The following is a 22,221-nucleotide window of genomic DNA, read 5'->3' as shown; positions in this document are numbered from 1 at the left end:
ACTACGAGTACTCGGGCAGGAAGAACGCCCAAGCGAGGTTCGACATCTCGCCGGCAGCGAACCGGATGATCCGATCCGAGGAAATGATCACCCACACGCCGAGATCATGGCGCTGGGCGGGATAGAACGGATGCGCGACCACGATTCGCTCTTTCTGGGGAACCCAATGGTGATTCCACGGGTTGACACCCACTAGGTCGAACGCCTCGCCGTCCCAGCACATGCCAACTGAGCGCCAGCCAGGGGTCACCGGACGTACGTTGGACATGCCTGGACGGTAGAGCACAGACGCCTTGTCGCGTCTGATGCCCACGCGCGTCTAACCGCCGCGAGTCGGTTCTCCTAGAAAACCGGATCTGCCGATGGTCGGATGGCTCCGCGTGGCATTGTTTGCAGCGTGGATCTTCTCGACCTCCTGCTCCAAGAGCGGCAAGAGAACGTTCAGGAGCGGCTTTGCGATGCGCTCGACCGGGACGCGCCCGCGATAGAGGAGATCGCGTTCAATGCCTTCGAGGTGGCCTTGGACCGGGAGCGGAACGAGGCGCAGGTCTTCGACGTGCTGGACGGCAACGCAGCGCCCACGATCGTCGCGCTCGATGAGCTACGTCTTCGTCTGGCGTGACGCGCTACTGGCAGCCGATGTGCGTGCGGTCCAGCGAAAACACCGCCGCCAACGAAACACCCGGACGTCTGCCGAGTCAGCACGCGCATCCCGTGTCGACGTGCGATCGTTTCGCCGTGACACATCGACCCACCCACAGAGGCGATGCAGCCTGACCGAGCGGCGCGGGCCGCGACCTACTACGAGATTCGTCTCGTGCACGACGAGGTGCCTCGCCGCGTTGCACGGAGGCGGACGGCCTGGACCTTCCTGGTGTCCTTGGTGGTCCCGTGGTCGGGCCTGCTTCCGTACGACTACGAGCCCAAGCACGAATGCCACGTGGAGGTGCTCTGAAGGAGCGATGAGCTCGTGGTTGTTTCGTACGAGCACGACCAAGAACTCGAGGCCATCAACCATGCAATGTCCCTTCGCGAACGGGCCGATGTGATGGCGATCGCCGACTTCGACCGCGAGCTCGGCATCCGGGCCAACTGGTAGCCCACGCCCCGCCCATACCGGCGACTGCAACGGCGCCATGTGCCCCACCGCAGTTCAGACGAACTGCCCCACGGGCGTAGCGTCATTTCGCCGCCGGTCGGCGGCGCCCTTTTGCCGGACCAGCCGATATGTCAGCGTTGTTCCCTGGGGGACAATTCGCACCGTGACGCTGCAACTGATCGGCTACTGGCGCAATGCGACCCACCTCGAGTACCCCGATCCGACCAACCTCGTCGACACCAACTGGGATGACGACGAGCGCTGGGATGTCGCCAGCTACCTGGACACCGGGACGTACCTCCGAGGGTTCATGGGACTGTCGCCCTGCCGGGTCTGCGGTCAGCCGAACGGATCGGGCGAGTACACCGACGGCACCCTGCTGTGGCCCGAAGGCCTCGCACACTACGTCCGGGACCATTCGGTGCGACTGCCCGCGAGCATCGAGGAGTACATCCTCCAGGAGTCCGCGTGGCTCGAGGCGACGCAGGTGAGCCAGGATTGGTGGGTCGCCGGAGCACCTTCCCCGATCCCGTAAGCCGCTGCGCACGCTCGCGCTCGCGGCAATCCGACTACCGGATCTGCCGCGATGCCTGCGTCATAGCGCCGCGCCCGATCTAGGTAGGGTCGTCGCAGTTAGCGCTCCTGGATCGTGATCTTGTACTCGCCGGTCCAACCATCGTTCGGATTCATGCTGAATCCATCCACGGTCGCGGAACTGTCTTCGACCTCCGCCGCCGAGACCATCCAGTAGATAGCTCTCGCGAGCGACCGAGCGGTGGCCACGTCGCTCTCAAACTCTACTGCGATAGTCCTCTTCGCCATGCTCCGCATCTTTGCATGCGCGGTGCGAGGTGGCGCCCAGATCCGTCACGGTGGATGCGTCGATTCGCCGCGTTGCGGCGCCCGATGATTTACCGGATCTGACCCAGCTGCCTCGGCCGCGCTGCTGACTTGGCCCGGCCGTTGGAGGGCTACTGGCCGACGTGGGCCTTGACCGCCTTCGTGGCGAAGTAGCCGGAGAGCCAGCCTGCGGTGGCGTCGGAGTGGTGCGGCGCCTCGGCGAAGCCCGTGATGGCGAAGCCCGCCCGGATCTGCCCGCCGATTTGCTCGGCGAGCGTGTGGCTGTACTCCACCGGCGCGTCGAGGCCCCACAGCCGCTCCCGCTCGTCGGGCTCCAAGTGGGTGAGGTCGCTGTAGGGCAGGCGGTGACGCACCACCAACTCACCCCGCGCCTCCAAGAACTCGGCGTCAAAGAGGTAAACGTCCGGGTTGAGGAAGCCGGACAGCAGCGTCCCGCCTGGGCGCAGCACACGGTGACATTCGCGCCAGACCGGCGCCAGCTCCGGGATGAACAGGTTGGAGATCGGATGGACGACAAGGTCGAACGAGGCGTCCGAGAACGCGCGAAGGTCGCGCGCGTCGCCGAGCACAGTGCGCAGCTTGAGCCCCTCCCGCGCCGCGACCATCTCGTCCTGTGCCAGCTGGCGTGGCGAGTTGTCGAACACGGTCACGCGAGCGCCCGCCGCGGCCAACACCGGACCCTGCTGCCCGCCGCCTGAGGCCAGACAGAGCACGTCGCGACCTGCGATGTCCGGCGGAAACCAGGTCGGGTCGACCGGCTCGTAGCCGATCAAGACGATGGACCACTCGCCAGCCCGCGCCTTCGCGATCACCTCGGGGCCGACCGGGCGTGACCACTCGTTGCCCCCTTCTACCTCGCGATCCCAGGCGAGGCGGTTGTGCGCGACGGGGTCCACGGGTGTCGAGCTCACGCGCCACAGCATATGGCTGACCGCAGAAGCTCTGCCGAGCTATCGGGCGGTGAGGTGCCTGTCGACGGCCGTCGAGGGCACGATCGAGTGGCGTCATTCCGCAGCTACTGGGCTCGCTTCGCTGGCAGCCCAGCACGTTCACACCCCACGGATTCCGGTACACACCTGATTTCTGAGACCACCTCGCCGAGGCGGGCCGATTCAAGGAGACAGGATGTCCATCCCTACCAAGTTGGGCCTGGTCGGCTTCGTCGCCACCGAGCCGGACCTGCACTTCACGGGCGCGGGCACGGCGTACTGCCGTCTTCGAGTCGGCGTCGAGCAGTGGCGCAAGGAGTCAGACGGGAACTTCACCCGACTCGACCCGACATTCCACGACATGGTCGCCTTCGAGGCGACCGCGCGTGAGATTTACGCCCGCTTCCGGCCCGGAGACTCGTTCATCGCCAGCGGCTACGTCCACGAGTACGAGACGCACCGCGACGGCGAGATCCGCGAAGAGTTCGTCGCACGCAAGATCGGGCACAACGCCAACAAGACCCAGTACGCCGTCATGCGCTCCACACTCGCCGCCTCTCCGTCACAGCCACCACCGACGTCGGAACCCCCACGCCCCGCTGTCGGGTTCTGAGGCGCACCGCGATGGGAGTCGACGACGTCGAGCCCGACGACGAGTTCCTCTCGCAGTTCGACGAGACCTACGAACAACACCTCGCCGAGCACCGCGACGGTCCGGTCAACTGGAACCTACTGACCGCCGAGGAGGCATGCAGCGAATGGGCCGATCTCGACGCCTGGGTCAACTGGCTCAAGACCACCTTCGGCCTCTCCCCCTCGATCGTCCCACCAATGTGGCATCGCCACGACGAGCTCATCTGGGAGCTCTCTGCCCTCCACACGCACTTCCTCGCCTGCTACGACGACCACGCCTCACCCTCGGCACCGATCGTATGGATGCGCGACTTCGCCGACGCCCGATACAGGCTGCGCGACTGGGTAGCCCAATGCGGAACTCGACTCGATCGTGATCGACCGACGCGTCAGACCGTCTGGCCCGGCGAGTCGGCGCCCGCCCCAGGCAGCGAAGCCGAGATCCACGACCGCGCAGCCGATTTCGCCGCCTACGTACGCAACGACATCGACCGCCGAGAGCGCATCGAATCTTCCATCCGCGAGGAACTCCACGTCGGATCTCCTTTCACAACCCCTCGGTGAACCGCTCGCTCCACAGGGCCGCCTCCGACAACACGCAAAGCCTCCGGAAGCGGAGCACCCTCGAAACGTCCGCACAGGGAACGGAGAACGCCATGCGAGTCGCCCACGCCCTGACCCTGGTCCACGCCCGCTCATGCCTGGCCGCCCTCGCGGACCGCGCGCACTCCGTCGAGGGTGCCTCCGCCTACGAGCGCGTCCTGATCTACCTCGACCAGATCCACGGCGACGAGACCCCCGCCATCGAGCCATGCCACGATGAACTCACCCGCGCACTGCTGTTCACCCACGCCTCCGTGGCGCTCGCGCGCCTGCGCGAACACGGCATCGACGAGCTGCAGATCGAGCTCGCACTCGCCGGTCTGAGCGATGCCTATGACCTGGACGAGACCTGATGTACGCCGAGTCGGGCCGGATGCTGCGCGAAGCGATGGCCGACCTGCTCGGCCAGCACCGCGTGCTGCAGCAGATCTCCACCCACACCCGGGCCTCGTCCTCGCCAGCCGAGGAGCGCGCACGCGCGGCCGCCGGAGCAATGATCGCGCGCTACCGGAAGTCGGTCCTCACCTGGTGCGCCGAGACCAGCCGAGCCATCGATCCCTACGTCGAGCTCAACGTCGCCCCGGGTCCGAAGAACCCCTTCGTTCACCACGACCGCGAACTGAACCCACTCACCGAACTGCAGGAGACTCTCTTCAGGGCACTCAACCAGGACAACGCAGACCTCCCCGACCTCGAGCTCCTGACCACCCCACAGCCCCAGCCCTACGTCGAGACGTGGCGCATCGCGGCCCGGGCCGCCGCACTCGCCGAGCACGATCTGTCGGGTCGCGCCGGCGAGCAATCTCTGAGCGTGCCTCAGGCCCAGACCGTCATGGCCGACATCGGCGCCATCACCCAAGCCCTGATCATGCTCGACCGACGCAGCAGCAACATCCCCGGATGGCAACCGCTCCACGGTGTGGATCGACTCGGCTGGGCCGCCCTCGCCGCATCCCTCGACGCGGGACTTGGCCGGCCCGACCTCACCGTGGACCGCCAGGGATGGCGCGCTCCGGTGAAGCTGATCAGAGGGCCGGCCAAGCCCGGCGCCCTCGGAGTCCTGCAAGCCGAACACAACCTCTACGTCCGCCTCCACACCCTGCCAACCGCCACCAACCTGCGACTCATCGTCGACTCCCAAAGGCTGCTCTCCCGCGAAATAGCGCCCCACGCGAAGCGCGTTGACCCGAACCTCGGTGCGACCTGGTATCGACGGGCCGAGACTTACGCACGGCTCCTGGCTGACCTGCGTGACATCGGCGGCGTCCTCGGGCGTGGACAGCAAGCCGTCGAAGAGGCGGTCTACGCCCTGCACCGCCTACGCGCGCTGCCGGACGACACCCTTATCAGCGCACGGACCCTGGCCGCCCTGCACGCCACGTTTAACCGAATCGACACGCGCCTCGCCGACACCATCGAGGATGCCGTCCGCGCTGGCACCTACCTCAAACGCCGACACCTCGAGCGCCACGCCACCCGCAAGCGTCAGCGGACCGCACTGACGAAGGGACCGTTCGTCCGGGCCGAACAGATGGACGACGTTCCCGCGATCCGAACCGTCCGCGATCGCCTCCGCCCGCACGAAGCGCCGGCATCTGTCGTGTCGGATCCGAGCCGCGCCCATCTCGCGGCGGCCATCGCCTCACCGCTCGGCCGGCGGGACCGAGCGGTCGAGGCGCCGGGACTCTGATCACTGGCCGCTCACGCCGTTCGTGTACATCGATCGGGACCCCAACCGCTGGACGAACCTCAGGATCGCTGGTCGCTGTCTGCGACGACGCACCTCGGTCCTCTCAGACGTCGAACTGCTGAGCACGTCCCAACAGGCTCCGTACCTCGATGGCTGCCGCACGGGAGCAAGCACCACGTCGACCGCCAATCACTCAGGCACACGACTCGGTACGAACAGACGCGTAGGTGGGTGCTTGACTGCGGGCGACGTCGGGATGCTCACGTCGTGTGATACGGGTCGAGACGAGAGATCTCATCGCGCCAAGACTCTTCCGACCAGCGCGATCGAGCGACCGTGGCGCGCGGCGCACACCCAGGCCAGTCGCGTAGATCCTCAAAGCGGAACCGGTAGTGGGTCCCGACCATCCGGCATGGGATCTCGCCGCGCTTGGCCAGGCGTCGCAGGGTGCCGGAGGAGACGTTCAGCAGATGCGCCGCTTCCTCCGCGTCCAGCCAGGGGCGGATCTCCTCCGGGTCGTCCTCCACGCCCGCGTGAACCGCGGCGCTCCGAGGGTGCTGTGTCATCCGTTCCACCTTCCGTCTCGGCGTCTACGCATAGGTACGCGCCACCGTCCGCAGGCGGTCATGCCGCAGTTCCTTCTGCGCTGTCGTTCCCCGCTGCCTCCTCGTCAACCGCGACGTTCGTCATCGCGGCGGAGAGTCGCTCGGCGAGCTTGGTTCGGTCCATCGCGATCGCGTGCCGATACACGCGCTCGGTGACCGCAGTCGTCGAGTGACCCATCTGATCTCGGACCTCTGTGGGCGTCGCCCCGCCTGCGATGAGGATCGAGGCCGCGCAGTGCCGCAGGGCATGGGCGGTGTAGTCCACGCCGGAGGCCGCTTGGGCGAGGGCGAGCTTCTTGCGCCACATCGAATACGGCAGCGGGCCGCCGCGTTCGCCGCAGACGACGTAGGCGCTCTTCCTGCGCTCGGTGAAGGCCCTCAACCTCGTCAGCGCCGCGTCGGCTTGCTCAAGAACGGCGGCATAGCGCTCGGAGGCATCGGTCTTGAGCACGTCCTGCGTGGCACTGAGGTTGGAGGGTCGCGCCCAGCCGATGAACATGGATCGTCGTTCGAGATCAACGTTGTCCCACGTGAGCGCGGTCAGCTCCTCCCATCGCAGGCCGAGGTACGCGAAGAGGCGGACGATGTCGCCGCGACCGGGCCAGATCGCGTCCATCGACTCGGCAAGGCGTTCGACCTGGAGGATGGACGGGATCACAATTCGCCGTCGCCCGACACCCCATCGGGTCGGAAGGCCGGCAGCGGGGTTGCCCCGCGTGACGCCGGCCTTCTCGGCGTCGGCCAGCATGATGCGTAGGAACGAGGCCACCGATGCCTTGGTGGCCGGCGCTGCTTCCTGGGTACCGCCGTAGACCCGGAGCGCGGCGATGTAGGCGTAACAGTCCTGGTAGGTGAGTGATGCGAGGGTGCGGTCGGCGAGCGCCGGGAGGATGTAGGACAACGTCACGGACTTCGCGTTGCGCCACGTCGTCTGGCGACGTCGCACACCGGGGTTCTCGCCATGAGGGCGTACGAGCCAGGCGTAGTCCTTGAGCCATTGGACAGCCCAGGTGGAGACCCTCATGTTGTGGGCGCCGGCCCGTAGCGGTTGGGCGGCGGCCGCGAGCTCCTGGCGCCAGCGCTCGAGCTCGATCGCCGCCTGTTCGTAGGTCCCGTAGAAGTTCGTCTCCGGCTGCCGGTCGGTGCGCGGGTCGTACACCCGCAGCCTCCACCCCGGTAGCCCGGCCTTGTTGTGTACCTGGGTCCCGGCGCGTCAGTAGGGCACGGGCCTTGCCGTACGGGAGTTCTTCGTGTCGTTCATGGCGTACCTGTTCGTGTGAGCGGAGATGACCGCGGTACGGAGGCCATGACGACGCTCCGGCGACCCGAGCACCAGGTAGGTGGTCGAGTCGGCCCGGAACGCAGAAGACCCGTCCTGGATCAGGACGGGTCTTCGATCGCAAGAACCTTGCGCGAGGCAGTTCTGGCAGTCCCAGAAGGGACATCTCTAGGGATTTGGCCCACCGTGGCTGGCCGCCACGATGAGATCATCCCCTCGACTCCACCCGCTTCCGCAGGTGAGGGACCATATTCAACTTGGTGGATGTAAAGGGACTCGAACCCCTGACCTCATCGGTGTGAACGATGCGCTCTAACCAACTGAGCTATACATCCGCATGCGCTCCAAGGGCGCGTGAGAACGAACGGAACAGTAGCGCATCAACACGCTCCGTTCACATTCGGCCCCTCCCCGAAGCCATCCTCACCGTCCGCGTCGTGGGCAGGGACCTAGGTCGCAGTGGTCTGATCCACCGGACCTCCCGCCGTACCCCGCACGGGCGATCGCCGTTGAGCCCGACGAGACGACCGTCACAGAATCTGGGCCGAAAGTCGCGTCACGTGTGACCTGACACCCCGTCCCATCGTTGAAGGCTTATCGACGAGGAGCGTGCGAGATGAACCAGCAGCCGACCACCCCGGTGCTCTCCCAGGACATCACGCTGGCGTGCGTCGACCCGTGGGGTCGCAACGTCGACGTGCCGACGACCCTGGCCTACCGCAAGGACGACCCGTACGCGGTCGCCCTCACCTTCCATTCCAGCTCCGGCGACGTCGAGTGGATCGTCGCTCGCTCGCTGCTCCTGCAGGGCCTGGCCACCGCGGCCGGCGAGGGCGACGTCCGGGTCCACCCGAGCATCGATGACGGCGCGAACGCCGTCGCGGTGATGGACTTCTCCTCCCCCGACGGCCGTCTCGTCGCCCAGGCCTGCACCCACGAGCTGCAGTCCTTCCTCGCGCGGACCTTCGCCGCCGTCCCGGTCGGCACCGAGAGCGACCACCTCGACGTGGACGCCATCATCGCCAGCCTGCTCGACGACGTCGACTGACCCTCTTCGACCCGAGCCTCCTCAGCGGCCGAGCAGCTCCGGCTCCCTGTCCCGCCAGACCTCCCGTACGGCCCGCGTGATCGGACCGTACGGGAGGTCCTTGCCGTTCCAGTCCACGACCGCCTGCGCGTCTCGCAGGGTGGAGACCAGGAAGACCTCGCTGGCCCGCTCCGCGACCACGTCGATCGGCTCGTCGATCTCCACCCCGCCGTACCACTCCAGCACCAGCGCGCGGGTCACCCCGGCGAGGCAGCCGCTGGCCAGCGTCGGGGTGCGCAGCTCCCCGTCGACGACGTAGAAGACGTTGGTGCCGGTGCCCTCGCACAGGTGGCCCCGCGTGTTCGGGAAGATCGCCTCGCTCGCGCCCTGGCGCTGGGCCTCGGCGAGCGCGACGACGTTCTCGCCGTACGACGTAGTCTTGAGGCCGGCCAGCGCGCCGCGCTCGTTGCGCGGCCACGGCACGGTGATGACCCGGGTGCTCTCGGCGAACGGCGGCACCTCGCTGGCGGCGACGATCACCGTCGGGGCGGCGTCGCCGCGGCCGGAGCCGAGCGGCGCCGGGCCCCCGGTGACGGTGATCCGGATCCGGCCGAGCCCGATCGTCTCGCCGCCGAGCACCTCCGCGATGCCTGTACGCAGGGCGGCCTCGTCCACCGGCCCGAGGCCGAGCCCGTGCGCGGAGCGGGCGAGGCGGTCGAGATGGCGCTGCAGGGCGAACGGCTGCCCGTCCACCACCTTGATCGCCTCGAACACCGCATCGCCCACGGTCAGGCCGTGGTCGAAGACGCTGACAGCGGGTGCGGTCGGGTCCTCGAGGAGCCGACCGTCGATCCAGGCGCGCATGAGGTGACCCTACTGGCGCGCTCCGAGCGCCCAGCGCAGGCCGTCGGCGAGGCCGCCGCGCCAGCACGCGTAGTCGTGCCCGCCGTTGAAGGTGGCGACGTCGGTCTCGACGCCCGCCGCCGCGAGTCGTACGGCGAGGTCGCGGTGCGGTCCGTCCAGGACCCACTCCTGGGTGCCGTGCGCGAGATGGATCCGCGGGCCCGGGCCCGCGCCGGGGCGGACGAGGTCGCCGAGGTCGTCCTGCCACAGGCTCGCCGAGTGGCTGACCACGGCGTGGACGACGTCGGGGCGGCCCAGGCCCGCGCGCAGCGCGGCCAGCCCGCCGAGGCTCTGGCCGGCGACGACGATCCGATCCAGGTCCACCTCGACGCGGCGCGCGGCCCACGGGATCAGCTCGTCGACGACGTACGTCGCCCCGGCGCCGCCGGCGCCGAGCTCGTTCCAGCGGCTCTCCCGTCCCCCGGACGAGGGCATGACCGCGTGCACCGGGGGGATCGCGCCGGTCGCGATCAGGTTGTCCAGCATGGTCGGGAGCCAACGCGCCCAGACCTCCCCGTCGAGGGCGACCAGCAGCGGCAGCGGCCCGGCAACAGGCTCGACAACCGGCTCGGCGGGGCGGTAGACCCAGATCTCACGGCCGTCGGGGCCGGAGGCATGCTCGACCCGGCCGGCCGGCACCGTGGCGCGGGGCTCGTGCCAGGGCTGGGTCGGCGCGCCCGGCATCGAGGCCACCGACTGGACGACGCCGGCACGGTTGAGGCACGTGTCGGGGTTGCGCGGGTCGGGCAGGCCATGGTCGAGGGCGGCGCGGAGCGCCACGTGCCCGTCGACCAGCCACGGTGCGGTGGCGCCCCGCGGCTGGACGAGGAAGGAGTAGGAAGCCCGCCAGTCACGACCCATCCGGAACGACGCGTGCCACAGGTCGGTGCCGGGCAGGCGCTCGAGGAGGGTCTCGGCGAGCGAGGTCTCGTCGGTGAGCCGGTTGGCGAAGAGCAGCACCTGCTCGGCGTCCTCGTCGCGCCAGCAGAAGGTCACGACGACCTCCTCGCCGCCGCCGGCCTCGTCGGGCAGGGTCTCGACGAGCGGGAGACGATCGGCGATCCGGCTCCAGAACATCTCGACGTCCTCCGCGGCGAGCCGGTCGATCAGGGCGCTGCGCACCCGCGGGACCGGCACCGGGCGCGGCACCTTCGGCGGGCGCATGGCCCGCACCGGCCGATCGGCCCGGGCGATCACGACGTCACCCCGATCCGCTCCGGAGCCGCGCGCAGCTCGGGGACGACCAGGGGCGTGCCGCTCACCGGGTCCGGGACGATGCGGCACGCGAGCCCGTAGACCGTGCGCATCAGCTCGGAGGTGACCACGACGGACGGCGCTCCGGTGGCGACCACCTCGCCCTCCGCCATCACGATCAGGTGGTCGGCGTAGCGGAAGGCCAGGTTGAGCTCGTGCAGGACCGCGACGACCGTACGCCCGCCCGCCACCAGCGAGCGGGCCAGATCGAGGACCTCGAGCTGGTGGGTGATGTCGAGGTAGGTGGTCGGCTCGTCGAGCAGGAGCAGGGGCGTCTCCTGGGCCAGCGCCATCGCCAGCCAGGCGCGCTGCCGCTGGCCGCCGGAGAGCGCGTCGACCGGCCGGTCGGCGAGCTCGGCGACCGACGTCGCCGCCATCGCCTCGGCGACCACCGCCTCGTCGCGCGGCGACCACTGCCGGAAGAGCCCCTGGTGCGGGTAGCGGCCGCGGGCGACCAGGTCCGCGACGCTCATCCCGTCCGGCGCGGTCGCCGACTGCGGCAGCAGGCCCAGCTCGCGGGCGTACTCCTTCGCGGGGAGCCCGGTGACCGATCGGCCGTCGAGGACCACCGAGCCGGCGGAGGGGCGCAGCATCCGGGCAAGGGAGCGCAGCAGGGTGGACTTCCCGCAGGCGTTGGGCCCGACGATGACGGTGAACGCGTCGTCGGGGATCTCCACGTCGAGGTCGCGAAGCGCCCGCTGGGTGCCGTACGCGACGGTGAGCTCCTGGGTGCGCAGCCGCGTCATCGGTTGCCTCTCCACTGGGTGGCCAGCAGGGCCACGAGATAGACCCCGCCGACCGCGCCGGTGACGACGCCGACGGCGAGCTGGGTGGGTGCGAAGAGCCGCTGCGCGATGAGGTCGCTGGCCAGGACGACGGCGGCTCCGGTGAGCGCCGAGCTCACCACGGCGGGCGCGGCCGCGCCGGTGAGGCGACGGGCGATCTGGGGAGCGGCGAGCGCGACGAAGGCGACCGGTCCGGCGGTCGCGGTGGCGACCCCGACCAGGCCGACGCCGACGAGGACCGCGAGGCCACGGGTACGGGCGACGTCGATCCCGGTCGCATGCGCGAGGTCGTCGCCGAGCGGCAGCATGCCCAGCGGACGGACGAGCACGATCGCGAGGACGAGGAGGACGACGATCGCCAGCACGGCCGGGGCGACCCGGTGCCAGAGCAACCCGTTGAGCGAGCCGGCCAGCCACTGGGCGGCGTCCTGGGCGGTGGTCAGGTCGGCGCGGGCGAGCAGCAGCCGGTCGACGGCGGTCAGGGTGGCGCCGACGCCGAGTCCGACGAGGACCAGCCGCTGGCCGCTCAGGCCGTGTCGCCGGGTGAGCGCTCCGATGAGCGCCGCGGTGGCCACACCGCCGATCAGCGCGCCCGCGGTCGTGGCGCCGGGCCCGCCGCCGACGGTCATGATCGCGACGACCGCTCCGGTGGCCGACCCGGCGGTGAAGCCGACCAGGTCGGGACTGCCGAGCGGGTTGCCGGTGACCGTCTGGAAGAGCGCGCCGGAGGCGCCGAGGGCGGCGCCGACGGCGATGCCGGCGACCACCCGCGGCAGGCGTACGTCGGTGACGAAGTAGCTCGCCAGGGGGTCTCCACCGCCGGCCAGCGCACGCAGCACCTGGCCGGGCGCCAGGTCGAGGTCGCCGAGCATCAGCCCGGTCGCGCCGAGGGCGATCACGACCACGGCCAGCGCTCCGCAGACGACGAGAGCACGGCGGTGCCAGCGCAGCGACACCCCACCGAGGCGGATCGTGACGGTGCGGACGCCGGGCGTGGTGCTCAGGGTGACGCTCACAGCGACGGCACCTTCCGGCGGCTGACCAGCGCGACGAAGAGCGGGCCGCCCGCGATCGCGGCGACGACGCCGGCGGCGAGCTCCTGCGGGGCGAGGACGACGCGGGCGAGCACATCGGCGAGCAGCAGCCAGACGGCGCCGAGCAGCATGGAGGCGAGCGCGACCCGGCGCTGGCTGTGTCCGAGGAGTGCGCGAGCCGTCAGCGGGGCGGCGAGGCCGACGAAGACGACCGGCCCGACGGCGGCGGTGGCGCCACCGGCCAGCAGCGCGACGGCGGCGACCGCCAGGGCGCGGGTGCGGCCCAGGTGCACGCCGACCGCGCGGGCGGCGTCCTCCCCCAGCGCCAGCACCCCGAGAGCCGGGCCGAGCAGCAGCGCGATCGCCGCGCCGACGACGAGGAGCGGGGCGACGGCTTCGACGGCCGACCAGCCGCGGCCCTCCAGCGAGCCGGTGATCCAGAACCGGAACTCGTTGAACGCCTTCTGGTCGGCGAGCACGACGGTCTGGGTGAGCGCCGTCAGCGCGGCGCTGACCGCGACGCCGGCGAGGACCAGCCGGCTCGGACCGCGCATCGCTCGGCCGGTGCCGGCCAGCAGGTAGACGCCGACGGTGGCCAGGGCCGCGCCGGCGAGGGCGAGCCACAGGTAGCCGCCGATGCCCGTCGCGCCGCCGACGGCGACCCCCAGGGTGACGGCGAGTGCGGCGCCGGCGTTGACGCCGAGCAGGCCCGGGTCGGCGAGCGGGTTGCGGGTCAGTGCCTGCATGACGGCCCCGGCGAGGCCGAGGGCGGCACCCGCGACCAGGCCGAGGACGGTGCGCGGCACGCGCTGGCCGCGGACGATCCCGGCCTCGGTCGAGTGGTCGTCGTTGAGGAGCGTATGCCAGACCGTGGCGGGCGCGATCGGGTGCGAGCCCAGCGCGAGGCTGAGGATCACCGCGGCGAGCAGGAGCAGGAGGCCGCTGAGCCAGAGGCCGCCGCCGCGCAGCGTCTCAGGCACGACCAAGCCGGCGCCGGCGCAGGACGAGGCCGGCGGCGCAGGCAAGCAGGAGGAGGAGGCCGGCGATGCCGACGTACGGCGGGCGGGCCCCCTCGTCGACGGCCGCGACCGGAGTGGCCGTGACGGAGGCGTCGGTGACGGGCTGCGCGGCGACGGGTTGCGCGGTGACGGGTTGCGCGGTGACGGGTTGCGCAGTGACGGTGACCGTGACGGCGGGCTGGGGCGGACCGATGTGGAGGGTCGCGCCCGCCGTGGGCACGCCCGCGCCCGCATCCGGGGCGCTCGTCGTGACACCGGCGGCTGCGGCCGCGCTCGTGGCGGTCGCCGCCGGCGTGGCCGCGGCCGCCGTCGACGGGGCGGTGCTCGCGGCCGCGGTGACGGTGAAGTCGGTGTCGCCGCGGGCGGTGTAGCCCTTGACGCCGCCTCCGCCGCCGGCGACCTCCTGGCTGGCCAGGAAACGGAGCCAGTGCTTGCCGGTGCTGATGTCGGAGGGCAGCACGAAGGATCCGCTCGCCGACCCGCGGGCGTCGAGGCGCTGCTGGTGGACGACGCAGGCACCGTGGACCGACGAGGAGCTGCAGGTCTGGCCGTCGTCGATCTTGACGTAGACGACCTCGCCGGCCGGGAAGCCGGTGACGGTGAAGCGGATGGTGCCGCCGACCGGGACCGAACGGGTGCTCACCGCGGCACTGGTGCCCGGGGTGTCGGCGCTCGCCCCGCCGGCGGGGATGGCGTGCGCGGCGCTCGGGGTGAGCAGCGCCAGCGCTACGGCAGCCAGTGGGAGGGCGACGAGGGTGATCAGGCGCTTCATGCGGTGGTGTCCTTGCGTCGTGGGGCGCGGCCGGTCACGAGGGCGACGGCGGCGAGCGCCAGCGCGCCGACGGCGAGCAGGAGGCCGTCGGTGCCGCTCAGCCAGTCGTCGGGCGAGGCGGTCCCGGAGGCGACCGGATGCAGCGGTGTGCTGTTCCCGTCCCCGTCCTGGTCGGTGGTGGCGACGGCCGCCGTCGTCTCCTCGGCGCTCGGGTCGTCTCCGCCGAGGGAGAGTGGTGCCCACCCGATCAGCTCGCCGTCCTCGCCCTGGAGCGTGACCCCGGCGTACCCGCGGAGACCGGCCAGGTCGACCGTGACGCTCCGGTTCTCGGCGACGGTCGCCCAGCCGGCGGGCAGTGTCGCGTCGGGGGTGTAGACGACGACGTCGACGACGTCGCCCGGCCTGGCCGAGCGGTCGGTGAGGGTGAGGATGCCGGCGTCGACGCGGCCCCTGACACCGCCCTGCCTGCGTGGGTCGAGATCGGCGTACGTGGCGAACGGCAGCCGGGGCGTCGTGGGCACCTCGCCGGTCGCCGGGACGGCGGAGACGACCGGGGCCGACGAGGTGGTGGTGACGGTGGCGCTGTGCGAGGTGGTCGTTACCGCCTCGTGCTTGCTCGCCGCGGGGAGTCGGAGCGGAGCCCAGCCGACGAGGTCGCCGACGTGGTTCTCCTCGCCGCTCTGCACGACCAGCCGCTGCCGGCCGGTGGCGCCGGTGTCAGCGATCGGCTTGCGCGCGACGACGAGGCGGTGCGAGGCGGGCAGCCGGCGCCAGGCCGACCAGGGGTAGCTCGGCGAGCCGTGCTTGTCGTAGAGCGCCGGGAGCACCCAGGTGCCCACCGCCGTCTCCGGCAGCCGCACGACGACCCGTTTCCTGCCCAGCGCCGCCTTCACGCCGTGCCGGGTCGAGGGTCGCAGGGCGGAGCCGGCAAGCGGGTCGGGCAGGCCGGCGGGGGCGTACGCGCCGATCGAGAAGGTCGCTGTCTCGATCGTGCGGACGGTGTCGCCGGCGGCGAGGCTGCCGGTGAGCAGGCGCAAGGTGTGTCCACCGCGGGTGAACGCCGGCGTGGAGGTCTTGGTGGTGCCGTCGGGCAGGGTGATGTCGGTGCTGAACGTGCCGTCGGCGTCGTTCGCCGCGATCTTCGCCCAGACGCTGCTGCCGTCGCTGTTGACGTAGGCGCCGTCGTCGAGCTTGACGCCGATCACCGAGCCGCCGCCCGCCGGGTTGCAGAAGCCCGTACCCGTGAGGTGCACCGTGCCGCCGAAGGCCGCGGTCGTGGATCCGAGGTGGACCTGGGCGCTCGTGGTGGTCGGCGTGCACGTGCCCTTCGGGCCGGTGGTGCTGCTACCGCCGGCCGTCGCCCCGAGGGTGAACGCAACGGTCTGCGAGCGGATCGTGTCGCCGGTCTTCAGCGAGCCGCTGAGGAAGGTGAGGCTGTGATCGCCGTCGGTGAGCTTGGGGGTGGAGGTCTTGTCGGTGCCGTCGGGCAGCGTGAAGGAGCCGGTGAAGTCGCCGGAGCCCGGGTCCGCGGTGACGATCGCCCAGACCGACTTGTTGCTGGAGACGGTCGTGTCGAGCCGGTTGATGCCGCCGGCGTCGATCTTCACGCCGATCGTGGAGCCGCCGTCGGTCGGGTGGCACCAGCCGGTGCCGTGGAAGGCGATGGTCCGGCCGAGCTGGAGGGTGGTGTCGTCGATCGTGACGGCGGGCGATGCGGTGGACGGCGAGCAGCTCGTCGCGGCCTGGGCCGGGGTGCCGGCGACCAGCGCCGCCGGCACGACCAGGGCCGTCGCGGCGAGCGAGGCGGCGATGAGGAGGCGACTCACGACAGCTCCTGCAGGATCGAGTCGACCAGGCGCTCCATGAGGAGCGGGCCGCCGGTGGAGGTCCACAGTGAGCCGTCGACCGGGATGACGTGACCGCCCTTGTACGCGGTCAGCTGGGTGAAGCCGGGCACCTGCTCGGCCGCCTTGATCGCCTGCTGGGCGGCGGCGGTGTCGCTCGAGCCACCGGCGTCGGCGTTCCCGACCGAGGAGCCGCCGAGCGTTCCGAGGAAGAGGTAGTCGGCGTCGATCTGCTGGAGGTTCTCCAGGGAGACGGGCTCGCTGTGGCCGCGCCCGTTGTGGTCCTGGCTCTTCGGGCGGGCCAGGCCCAGGTCGGTCAGCGCCACGCCGGCCGGAAGCTCCTTGAGGATGAGCGCGGCCGAGCTGCCCTGCCAGCGGACGATGGAGAAGGTCTTGCCGGCGTACGGCGCGGCGAGCTCGGCCTTGGCGGCGGCCGCCTTCGCGTCGTACTGCTGCTCGACCTCGGTGGCCTCGTCGGCGAGATTGAGGGCGTCGGCGGCGTGCTCGAGGTTGGCGCGCCAATCGCCCCCGGCGAAGCCCGCGTCGTAGGTCGGGGCGATCTTGCGCAGGATCGCCAGCGCATCGGCGTTGTTGTTGATGCTGGTGCCGTCGACCAGGATCAGGTCGGGCTTGGCCGCCGCGATCGCCTCGTAGTCGGGCTGGGCGACGGCACCGACGATGGCGACGCCCTTCGCGTCGGCGGCGAGGTAGCCGGGCACGCCACTCTGCCCGCGGCCTGCGGTGCTGCCGATCGGGGTGACGCCGAGCGCCAGGGCGTCGTCGAGCGTCGGCTCGCTCAGCGTGATCACACGCTCGGGGTGGACCGGCACCTGCATCGCGGTGCCGTCGACGTCGGTGACCGTACGGGTCGGGCCGTCGGCCGCGCGGGCGACGCTGCTGCCGCCGCACGCGGCGAGGCCGCCGACCAGTGCGGTGGCCGTGAGCGCAACGAGGGCTCGGTGGGACATTCGGGATCGCATCGACATGACGAAACAGACTCAATCATCAGATGTGGATTAGGTAAGGCGACCCTAACAGCATCGTCAGATGAGCGCGACAGTGCACCCGCCCACTCAGGGCACGAGCGCAACCGGACGGTTGAGGTGCGAGCGCAGCCCATTGGTTGAGGTGCGAGCGCAGCCCGTTGGTTGAGGTGCGAGCGCAGCGAGCCTCGAAACCCCCGGACTACAGCGTGATGTCGTGCTCGGCGTGCGCGGCCCAGATCGCCGCGGCGGCGGCCGGGTTGCCGGCGGCGATCGCGGCCAGCAGCGCCTCGTGGTCACCGTGTCGGGCGGCCGCACCCTGCTGGTTGCGGATGGCCCCCTCGCGGATGCCGGCGCGCAGGGTCGCCATCAGCGCGGCGTACAGCTCGGACAGCAGGCCGTTGCCCGCCATCTCGACGACCAGCGCATGGAACTGACCCGGCGTCTCGCCCCGCTCGGCACCGTCGCCCCCGGACTTGTCCGCCTCGTGTGCGGCCCGCAGCTGCGCGAGCGCCTCGGGGTCGACCCTGCGGGCCGCCAGGTCGGCCGCCTGGACCTCGAGCCCTTTGCGCACCGCGAGGATGTCGCCCCACGAGTGCGCCGCAGCGAGCTCGGAGAGCATCCCACGGACGGGGTTGAGCGAGCGGACGAAGGTGCCGCGTCCGGGAGCCGGCTCGAGCATGCCGAGATGAGCCAGGCTCCGTACGGCCTCGCGGATCGTGCTGCGACCGACGCCGAGCTCGGCGGCCAGATCGGCCTCGGTCGGGATCCGGCTGTTGACCGGCCACCGACCCGAGGTGATCGCCTCCTGCAGGCGCCGCACCGTCTGCTGCGCCCGCGCGCTCCCCATCACCGACATGGCGCGAAGTCTCATTTCTCTGAGGGCGCGTGACAACTTTGTCTGACCTAAGTTAGTGTCGCCTTACCTAACAAGTCGAGTCGCTCTTCGCGGCCCTTGATCGAGGAGTCATCACCCCCGTGAGCATTACCCTTACGCGACGCGTCGGCCGCTCCGCCGCTGCGGTCGTCGCCACCTCGCTGGGACTCACCGCCCTCGCGGTCAGTCCTGTCCACGCCGACACCCAGTCCTCGGGCACTGCCAGCGCCACCGTCTCCGACACCGTCGTCGGCAGTGCGATCCACGTCAGCGGCACCGGTTGGACCACGACCGCGGGCAACAACGGATCGACCATCGGCGTCAAGATCGACGAGTCGACGACGGTGCCCGCCAGCGGGACCGTCGCGAACCCGACCGACAACCAGCCGGACACGCCGTTCACCAAGCCGATCTGGGCCGCGATCTCCGCCGACGCCAGCGGCTCGTTCAGCGCCGACATCACGTTCCCCACGCCCAGCAACACCAGCCCGGCGATCGGGGCGGGCGACTGGGCCGCGGGCACGACGCACACCCTGCGGCTGCTCTCCGGCTCGATGGAGAAGGACGACGTCGCGCGCACCATGCAGCTCACCTTCACCGTCACCGCTGCCTCCACCGACCCCGGCACGGGCACCACCGATCCCGGCACGGGCACCACCAACCCCGGCACCACCAACCCCGGCACCGGCGCGGGCACCACCGACCCGGGTGCCGGCACCACCGGCCCCGGCACCGGCACAAGCGACCCGGGCACGGGTGGCACCGACCCCGGCACCGGCACGCCCGTCGTGACGACCACGTCGCACGCCGCCGCCGTGGTGGCCAAGGACAAGGCCGTTATCAAGAAGCTGCAGAAGAAGCTGAAGAAGGCGCACGGCGCTCAGAAGGCGACGTTGAAGAAGAAGCTCGCCAAGGCGAAGAAGCAGCTCAAGCGCGACCAGAAGGCCGCCCGATGACCCTCCCCTCCCCTTCCCCCTCATCTCGATCAGGAGCACAGCACGTGACCGCTCGTCCGCTTGGCCGCACCGGCGTCCGTACGATCGGACTCGCCACCGCGGCGGTCCTGGGCCTCGGCGGTCTCGCCGCGATGGCCCCCGCGAATGCCGATACCCAGACCTCGGGCACTGCCAGCGCTACCGTCGCCGACGTCGTCGTGGCCGGCAGCGCCATCCACCTCGAGGGCACCGGCTGGACCGGCGGCACCGACCCGGCCACCGGCTCGACGATCGGCGTCAAGCTGGGCGATGCACTCACCACCGAGCCCGCCTCCGGCGCGGTGACCAACCCGGCGACCGGCACCTCGGCCGACGCCTTCGACGTCTGGGCCGCCATCGAGGCCAACGCGGACGGCTCCTTCAGCGCCGACATCCCGTTCCCGACGACGAGCAACACCAGCCCCGCCCTGGCCACGCCGTGGGCGATCGGCACCACCCACACGCTGCGCCTGCTCACCGGCTCGATGGAGAGCGGTGACACCCCGCGCACCGTGCTGCTCACGTTCACCATCGGTGATGGCCTGGTCACCACCGCCACCACCGCGGCCACCGGCAGCGCGACCGTGAGCTTCGCCGGCGGCCAGTTCCCCGCCGGTGAGGTGCTCTCCGTGAGCCGGGGCGGCGCCCCGTTGCAGTGGACCGTCACCTCCGGCCGGACCTCGACGGTCACCGACACCGTGACCGCATCGGCCAGCGGCACGATCACGGCCAAGGTCGTGCTGCTCCCCGGCGCGGCACCGGCGGGCACTCTCACCCTGCACCTCACCGGCACGCTCGGGACCGACAAGGACGTCACCGTCCAGATCCCGCCGTCGGTCACCCTGAGCAACAGCTTCGTCGGCGCCACCGGCATGCTGACTCTCGGCAACCTCGCGCCCGGCGCGGTCATCTCGCAGGTCAAGCTCGGCGATGCCGTTCTCGCGACGGGCCTCACCGCCGACGGCAGCGGCGCCGCGACGACCTCGTACGCGATCCCGGCGACGATGACGCCGATCACCCAGTCACTGGTGATCACGCAGACCGCTCCGACGGCGCAGACCTACACGCTCAGCCAGACCGTCTACCCCGACGAGACCCCCGTCGGCACCGACAAGTTCGACATCGTCGCCAGCGGCACCGACCAGGGCTTCTACCAGGGCTTCTACCAGTCGGCCTACAGCGCCGCCGAGGACGCGCTCTACGTCACCGCATCCGACCGGGGCACCGGCAACGGCGGCTACATCTACAAGCTCGACCCCGACACGCTGACCATCGAGGCGTCGTTCCAGACCGTCGACCACGACGGCTTCACCAAGACCGGCGCCTTCGGCATCGGCGTCGACGACGAGCACGGCAACATCTGGGTCTCCAATACCGGGTCGAACAGCGTCGCCGTCTACAAGGAGAGCGATCTCAGCCTGGTCAAGCAGTTCCCGGCCGGCGAGACCAGCCACGCCCGCGACGTGGTCTACGACCCGTCGACGGACCAGGTCTTCGTCAGCTCGGCCAGCGAGGGCTCATCGGCCACGGCCTCGGGCTACATCTCCGTGTACGACGCCGACACGCTGGAGAAGGTCACCGACATCCAGACCGGCACCCGCGATGTCTTCAACCCGGTGGCCCTCACCATCGCCAACGGCAAGGTCTTCTCGCCGAGTCTGGGCAGCAACAAGGTGGTCAAGATCGACACCGCCCAGGTCGCGGCCGACCCCGCTCACTACGTACCGACGTTCCTGACCGTCGACGGCATCGACGTCGGTGGCCGCGGTGCGTCCGGCATCGCGTACGACGCGGCGGATGACCGCCTGTTCATCGCCAGCCAGAACAGCAACGAGGTCGTGGTCGCCAACGCCACCACCGGCGCAACGCTCAAGCAGGTCCCGACCGGACGCCAGGCGCTCAACGCCGTCTTCGACCCGGTGAACAAGCTCGCCTACGTCACCAACTTCGGCGGCACGTCGGTCACGGTCCTGGACAAGGACGGCAACAAGGTCGCCTCACTGCCGATCGCTACGGGCAACCATGTCTCCACCGACGGCAAGGGCGACGTCTTCGTCGTCGACAAGGCCGCCCCGGCGAACCAGGTCTGGAAGATCACCCCGAAGGCGACCGTCCCCGGCACGGGCACCGGCACTGACCCGGGCGCGGGGACGGACCCGGGCACCGGCACTGACCCCGGCACCGGTACGGACCCGGGAACCGGCACTGACCCCGGTACGGGGACCGACCCTGGCACCAGCACCCCGAGCGTCCACGATCAGAAGGTCGCCAAGGCCAAGGCCGTCGTGAAGAAGGACCGCTCCGCTGTCACCAAGCTCAAGAAGAAGCTGAAGAGCGCCCACGGCGCCAAGGCGACCCGCCTGAAGAAGCAGCTGACCAAGGCGAAGAAGAAGCTCGCCCAGGACAAGAAGAAGCTGCAGCGTCTCTCCCAGTGACCCTCGGCTGAGACGACGGCCCCCACCCGGTCCGGGTGGGGGCCGTCGTCGTCTCAGAGGACCACCCAGGCGGCGGCGTAGCCGTCGGTGTGGGCCTCCCCCGTGAGCCAGGGCGCGTCAGTGACGTCGTGGTCGGCAGCCCCGTCGAGTGGCTCGCCCGATGCCTTGACCCACGCCTCCTTGCGCGCCCACAGGCCGGTCCGGCGCATGGCGTCCTCGCCCGCCCATGCACGCTCGCGCGGCGTCAGGGCGGTGTCCGGCACGCGTCCGACGGTCTCGACGTCGATTCCGCACGGCGAGGCGGCCGCGATCGCCGCGACCGTTCCCCGGGTGTGGCTCAGGCTCACGTGGATCTCTGGGTGTCCGACGATCGCGGGCCGGCCGTGGTCGGTCGCGCCGCAGGTCGGGCAGTGGTGGGTGAGCACCAGCCCGGAGAGGCCGCTGAGCTCCTCGGCGGCCAGGCGCACGAGCCCGTGCGCGGCCAGGTAGGCGTCCCGGTCGGCCCGCTGCACCAGCCGCTGCCACCGAGCGGTCTCCTCGGGGGTGAGGATGTCCGGATCGGCCACGACGTCGGCCACGGCGCGGATGTGCACCACCGGCTCAGTCACGCCCGGA

The 22,221-nt window shown here is 70.7% G+C and carries 25 protein-coding genes and 1 tRNA gene; 10 read left to right on the top strand and 16 right to left on the bottom strand.

Features of this window, described 5'->3' with window-relative positions:
• Position 1 precedes the first annotated feature (1 nt).
• Entirely contained in the window at positions 2-268 is a 267-nt protein-coding gene (locus ACZ5L9_RS15135; protein ID WP_464529001.1) for a hypothetical protein, read from the bottom strand.
• Between the two features lie 129 nt (positions 269-397).
• Between ACZ5L9_RS15135 and ACZ5L9_RS15130 the strand changes: the two genes are divergently transcribed.
• The 3 genes from ACZ5L9_RS15130 to ACZ5L9_RS15120 all read left to right on the top strand — a co-directional run bounded on the left by ACZ5L9_RS15130 (position 398) and on the right by ACZ5L9_RS15120 (position 1,634).
• Positions 398-622: a hypothetical protein gene (locus ACZ5L9_RS15130; protein ID WP_464529000.1), complete on the top strand. Its 225-nt coding sequence runs from the start codon at positions 398-400 to the stop codon at positions 620-622.
• A gap of 348 nt (positions 623-970) precedes the next feature.
• A complete protein-coding gene (locus tag ACZ5L9_RS15125; protein WP_464528999.1) occupies positions 971-1,099 on the top strand; it encodes a hypothetical protein in 129 nt (42 codons plus the stop codon).
• Between the two features lie 163 nt (positions 1,100-1,262).
• Complete coding sequence (locus ACZ5L9_RS15120) at positions 1,263-1,634, top strand: hypothetical protein (protein ID WP_464528998.1); 372 nt, start codon at positions 1,263-1,265, stop codon at positions 1,632-1,634.
• A gap of 98 nt (positions 1,635-1,732) precedes the next feature.
• On the opposite strand, the gene ACZ5L9_RS15115 is transcribed toward ACZ5L9_RS15120, so the two are convergent.
• Together ACZ5L9_RS15115 and ACZ5L9_RS15110 are read right to left on the bottom strand one after the other, a co-directional pair.
• On the bottom strand, positions 1,733-1,921 hold the full coding sequence (locus ACZ5L9_RS15115) for a hypothetical protein (protein WP_464528997.1): 189 nt from the start codon (positions 1,919-1,921) through the stop codon (positions 1,733-1,735).
• A gap of 149 nt (positions 1,922-2,070) precedes the next feature.
• Complete coding sequence (locus tag ACZ5L9_RS15110; RefSeq protein ID WP_464528996.1) at positions 2,071-2,871, bottom strand: class I SAM-dependent methyltransferase; 801 nt, start codon at positions 2,869-2,871, stop codon at positions 2,071-2,073.
• 214 nt (positions 2,872-3,085) lie between these two features.
• Here ACZ5L9_RS15110 and ACZ5L9_RS15105 point away from each other — a divergent pair, with 214 nt between their 5' ends.
• The 4 genes from ACZ5L9_RS15105 to ACZ5L9_RS15090 all read left to right on the top strand — a co-directional run bounded on the left by ACZ5L9_RS15105 (position 3,086) and on the right by ACZ5L9_RS15090 (position 5,815).
• On the top strand, positions 3,086-3,502 hold the full coding sequence (locus ACZ5L9_RS15105) for a single-stranded DNA-binding protein (RefSeq protein WP_464528995.1): 417 nt from the start codon (positions 3,086-3,088) through the stop codon (positions 3,500-3,502).
• Positions 3,503-3,513: 11 nt separating this feature from the next.
• Positions 3,514-4,086 (top strand): hypothetical protein, encoded by a 573-nt coding sequence (locus ACZ5L9_RS15100; RefSeq protein ID WP_464528994.1) that lies wholly within the window; start codon positions 3,514-3,516, stop codon positions 4,084-4,086.
• A gap of 92 nt (positions 4,087-4,178) precedes the next feature.
• The gene (locus tag ACZ5L9_RS15095) at positions 4,179-4,478 is read left to right on the top strand and encodes a hypothetical protein (protein ID WP_464528993.1); all 300 of its coding nucleotides are present in this window, start codon (positions 4,179-4,181) and stop codon (positions 4,476-4,478) included.
• Positions 4,478-5,815, top strand: a complete 1,338-nt coding sequence (locus tag ACZ5L9_RS15090; RefSeq protein ID WP_464528992.1) for a hypothetical protein — start codon at positions 4,478-4,480, stop codon at positions 5,813-5,815. Before ACZ5L9_RS15095 ends, ACZ5L9_RS15090 begins: the two co-directional genes overlap by 1 nt.
• 260 nt (positions 5,816-6,075) lie before the next feature.
• Here ACZ5L9_RS15090 and ACZ5L9_RS15085 read toward each other — a convergent pair whose 3' ends face one another.
• The 3 genes from ACZ5L9_RS15085 to ACZ5L9_RS15075 form a co-directional block, all read right to left on the bottom strand.
• Positions 6,076-6,381, bottom strand: a complete 306-nt coding sequence (locus tag ACZ5L9_RS15085; protein WP_464528991.1) for a helix-turn-helix domain-containing protein — start codon at positions 6,379-6,381, stop codon at positions 6,076-6,078.
• 58 nt (positions 6,382-6,439) lie between these two features.
• Positions 6,440-7,579 (bottom strand): tyrosine-type recombinase/integrase, encoded by a 1,140-nt coding sequence (locus tag ACZ5L9_RS15080; RefSeq protein WP_464528990.1) that lies wholly within the window; start codon positions 7,577-7,579, stop codon positions 6,440-6,442.
• A gap of 378 nt (positions 7,580-7,957) precedes the next feature.
• Positions 7,958-8,034: transfer RNA gene (locus ACZ5L9_RS15075), tRNA-Val, on the bottom strand.
• A 281-nt stretch (positions 8,035-8,315) separates the two neighbouring features.
• Here ACZ5L9_RS15075 and ACZ5L9_RS15070 point away from each other — a divergent pair.
• Positions 8,316-8,747 carry an SsgA family sporulation/cell division regulator gene (locus ACZ5L9_RS15070; protein WP_464528989.1) on the top strand — a complete coding sequence of 144 codons (432 nt, stop codon included), beginning with the start codon at positions 8,316-8,318 and terminating at the stop codon, positions 8,745-8,747.
• A 21-nt stretch (positions 8,748-8,768) separates the two neighbouring features.
• Here the strand turns inward: ACZ5L9_RS15070 and ACZ5L9_RS15065 are convergent, their stop codons facing one another.
• The 9 genes from ACZ5L9_RS15065 to ACZ5L9_RS15025 all read right to left on the bottom strand — a co-directional run bounded on the left by ACZ5L9_RS15065 (position 8,769) and on the right by ACZ5L9_RS15025 (position 18,179).
• Positions 8,769-9,590, bottom strand: coding sequence for an aminotransferase class IV (locus ACZ5L9_RS15065; RefSeq protein WP_464528988.1), 822 nt, complete (start codon positions 9,588-9,590; stop codon positions 8,769-8,771).
• Between the two features lie 9 nt (positions 9,591-9,599).
• Positions 9,600-10,793 carry an enterochelin esterase domain-containing protein gene (locus ACZ5L9_RS15060; protein ID WP_464528987.1) on the bottom strand — a complete coding sequence of 398 codons (1,194 nt, stop codon included), beginning with the start codon at positions 10,791-10,793 and terminating at the stop codon, positions 9,600-9,602.
• Positions 10,794-10,822: 29 nt separating this feature from the next.
• Positions 10,823-11,629, bottom strand: a complete 807-nt coding sequence (locus ACZ5L9_RS15055; RefSeq protein ID WP_464528986.1) for an ABC transporter ATP-binding protein — start codon at positions 11,627-11,629, stop codon at positions 10,823-10,825.
• Entirely contained in the window at positions 11,626-12,684 is a 1,059-nt protein-coding gene (locus tag ACZ5L9_RS15050) for a FecCD family ABC transporter permease (protein WP_464528985.1), read from the bottom strand. The genes ACZ5L9_RS15055 and ACZ5L9_RS15050 overlap by 4 nt, the downstream gene beginning before the upstream one ends.
• Positions 12,681-13,682 (bottom strand): FecCD family ABC transporter permease, encoded by a 1,002-nt coding sequence (locus ACZ5L9_RS15045; protein WP_464528984.1) that lies wholly within the window; start codon positions 13,680-13,682, stop codon positions 12,681-12,683. Before ACZ5L9_RS15045 ends, ACZ5L9_RS15050 begins: the two co-directional genes overlap by 4 nt.
• Positions 13,675-14,493 carry a hypothetical protein gene (locus tag ACZ5L9_RS15040; protein WP_464528983.1) on the bottom strand — a complete coding sequence of 273 codons (819 nt, stop codon included), beginning with the start codon at positions 14,491-14,493 and terminating at the stop codon, positions 13,675-13,677. Before ACZ5L9_RS15040 ends, ACZ5L9_RS15045 begins: the two co-directional genes overlap by 8 nt.
• The gene (locus tag ACZ5L9_RS15035; RefSeq protein ID WP_464528982.1) at positions 14,490-16,319 is read right to left on the bottom strand and encodes a hypothetical protein; all 1,830 of its coding nucleotides are present in this window, start codon (positions 16,317-16,319) and stop codon (positions 14,490-14,492) included. The genes ACZ5L9_RS15040 and ACZ5L9_RS15035 overlap by 4 nt, the downstream gene beginning before the upstream one ends.
• Positions 16,316-17,305, bottom strand: a complete 990-nt coding sequence (locus ACZ5L9_RS15030; RefSeq protein ID WP_464528981.1) for an ABC transporter substrate-binding protein — start codon at positions 17,303-17,305, stop codon at positions 16,316-16,318. The genes ACZ5L9_RS15035 and ACZ5L9_RS15030 overlap by 4 nt, the downstream gene beginning before the upstream one ends.
• 217 nt (positions 17,306-17,522) lie before the next feature.
• Positions 17,523-18,179, bottom strand: a complete 657-nt coding sequence (locus tag ACZ5L9_RS15025; protein ID WP_464528980.1) for a FadR/GntR family transcriptional regulator — start codon at positions 18,177-18,179, stop codon at positions 17,523-17,525.
• A gap of 119 nt (positions 18,180-18,298) precedes the next feature.
• Here ACZ5L9_RS15025 and ACZ5L9_RS15020 point away from each other — a divergent pair, with 119 nt between their 5' ends.
• Positions 18,299-19,153, top strand: a complete 855-nt coding sequence (locus ACZ5L9_RS15020; protein WP_464528979.1) for a hypothetical protein — start codon at positions 18,299-18,301, stop codon at positions 19,151-19,153.
• Between the two features lie 44 nt (positions 19,154-19,197).
• Complete coding sequence (locus tag ACZ5L9_RS15015; protein ID WP_464528978.1) at positions 19,198-21,606, top strand: YncE family protein; 2,409 nt, start codon at positions 19,198-19,200, stop codon at positions 21,604-21,606.
• Positions 21,607-21,659: 53 nt separating this feature from the next.
• On the opposite strand, the gene ACZ5L9_RS15010 is transcribed toward ACZ5L9_RS15015, so the two are convergent.
• The gene (locus tag ACZ5L9_RS15010; RefSeq protein ID WP_464528977.1) at positions 21,660-22,214 is read right to left on the bottom strand and encodes a 4'-phosphopantetheinyl transferase family protein; all 555 of its coding nucleotides are present in this window, start codon (positions 22,212-22,214) and stop codon (positions 21,660-21,662) included.
• Positions 22,215-22,221: the final 7 nt, after the last annotated feature.

It is taken from the genome of Nocardioides sp. JCM 18998 (genome assembly GCF_055391535.1).
This window is presented reverse-complemented; position numbering and strand designations above follow the sequence as displayed.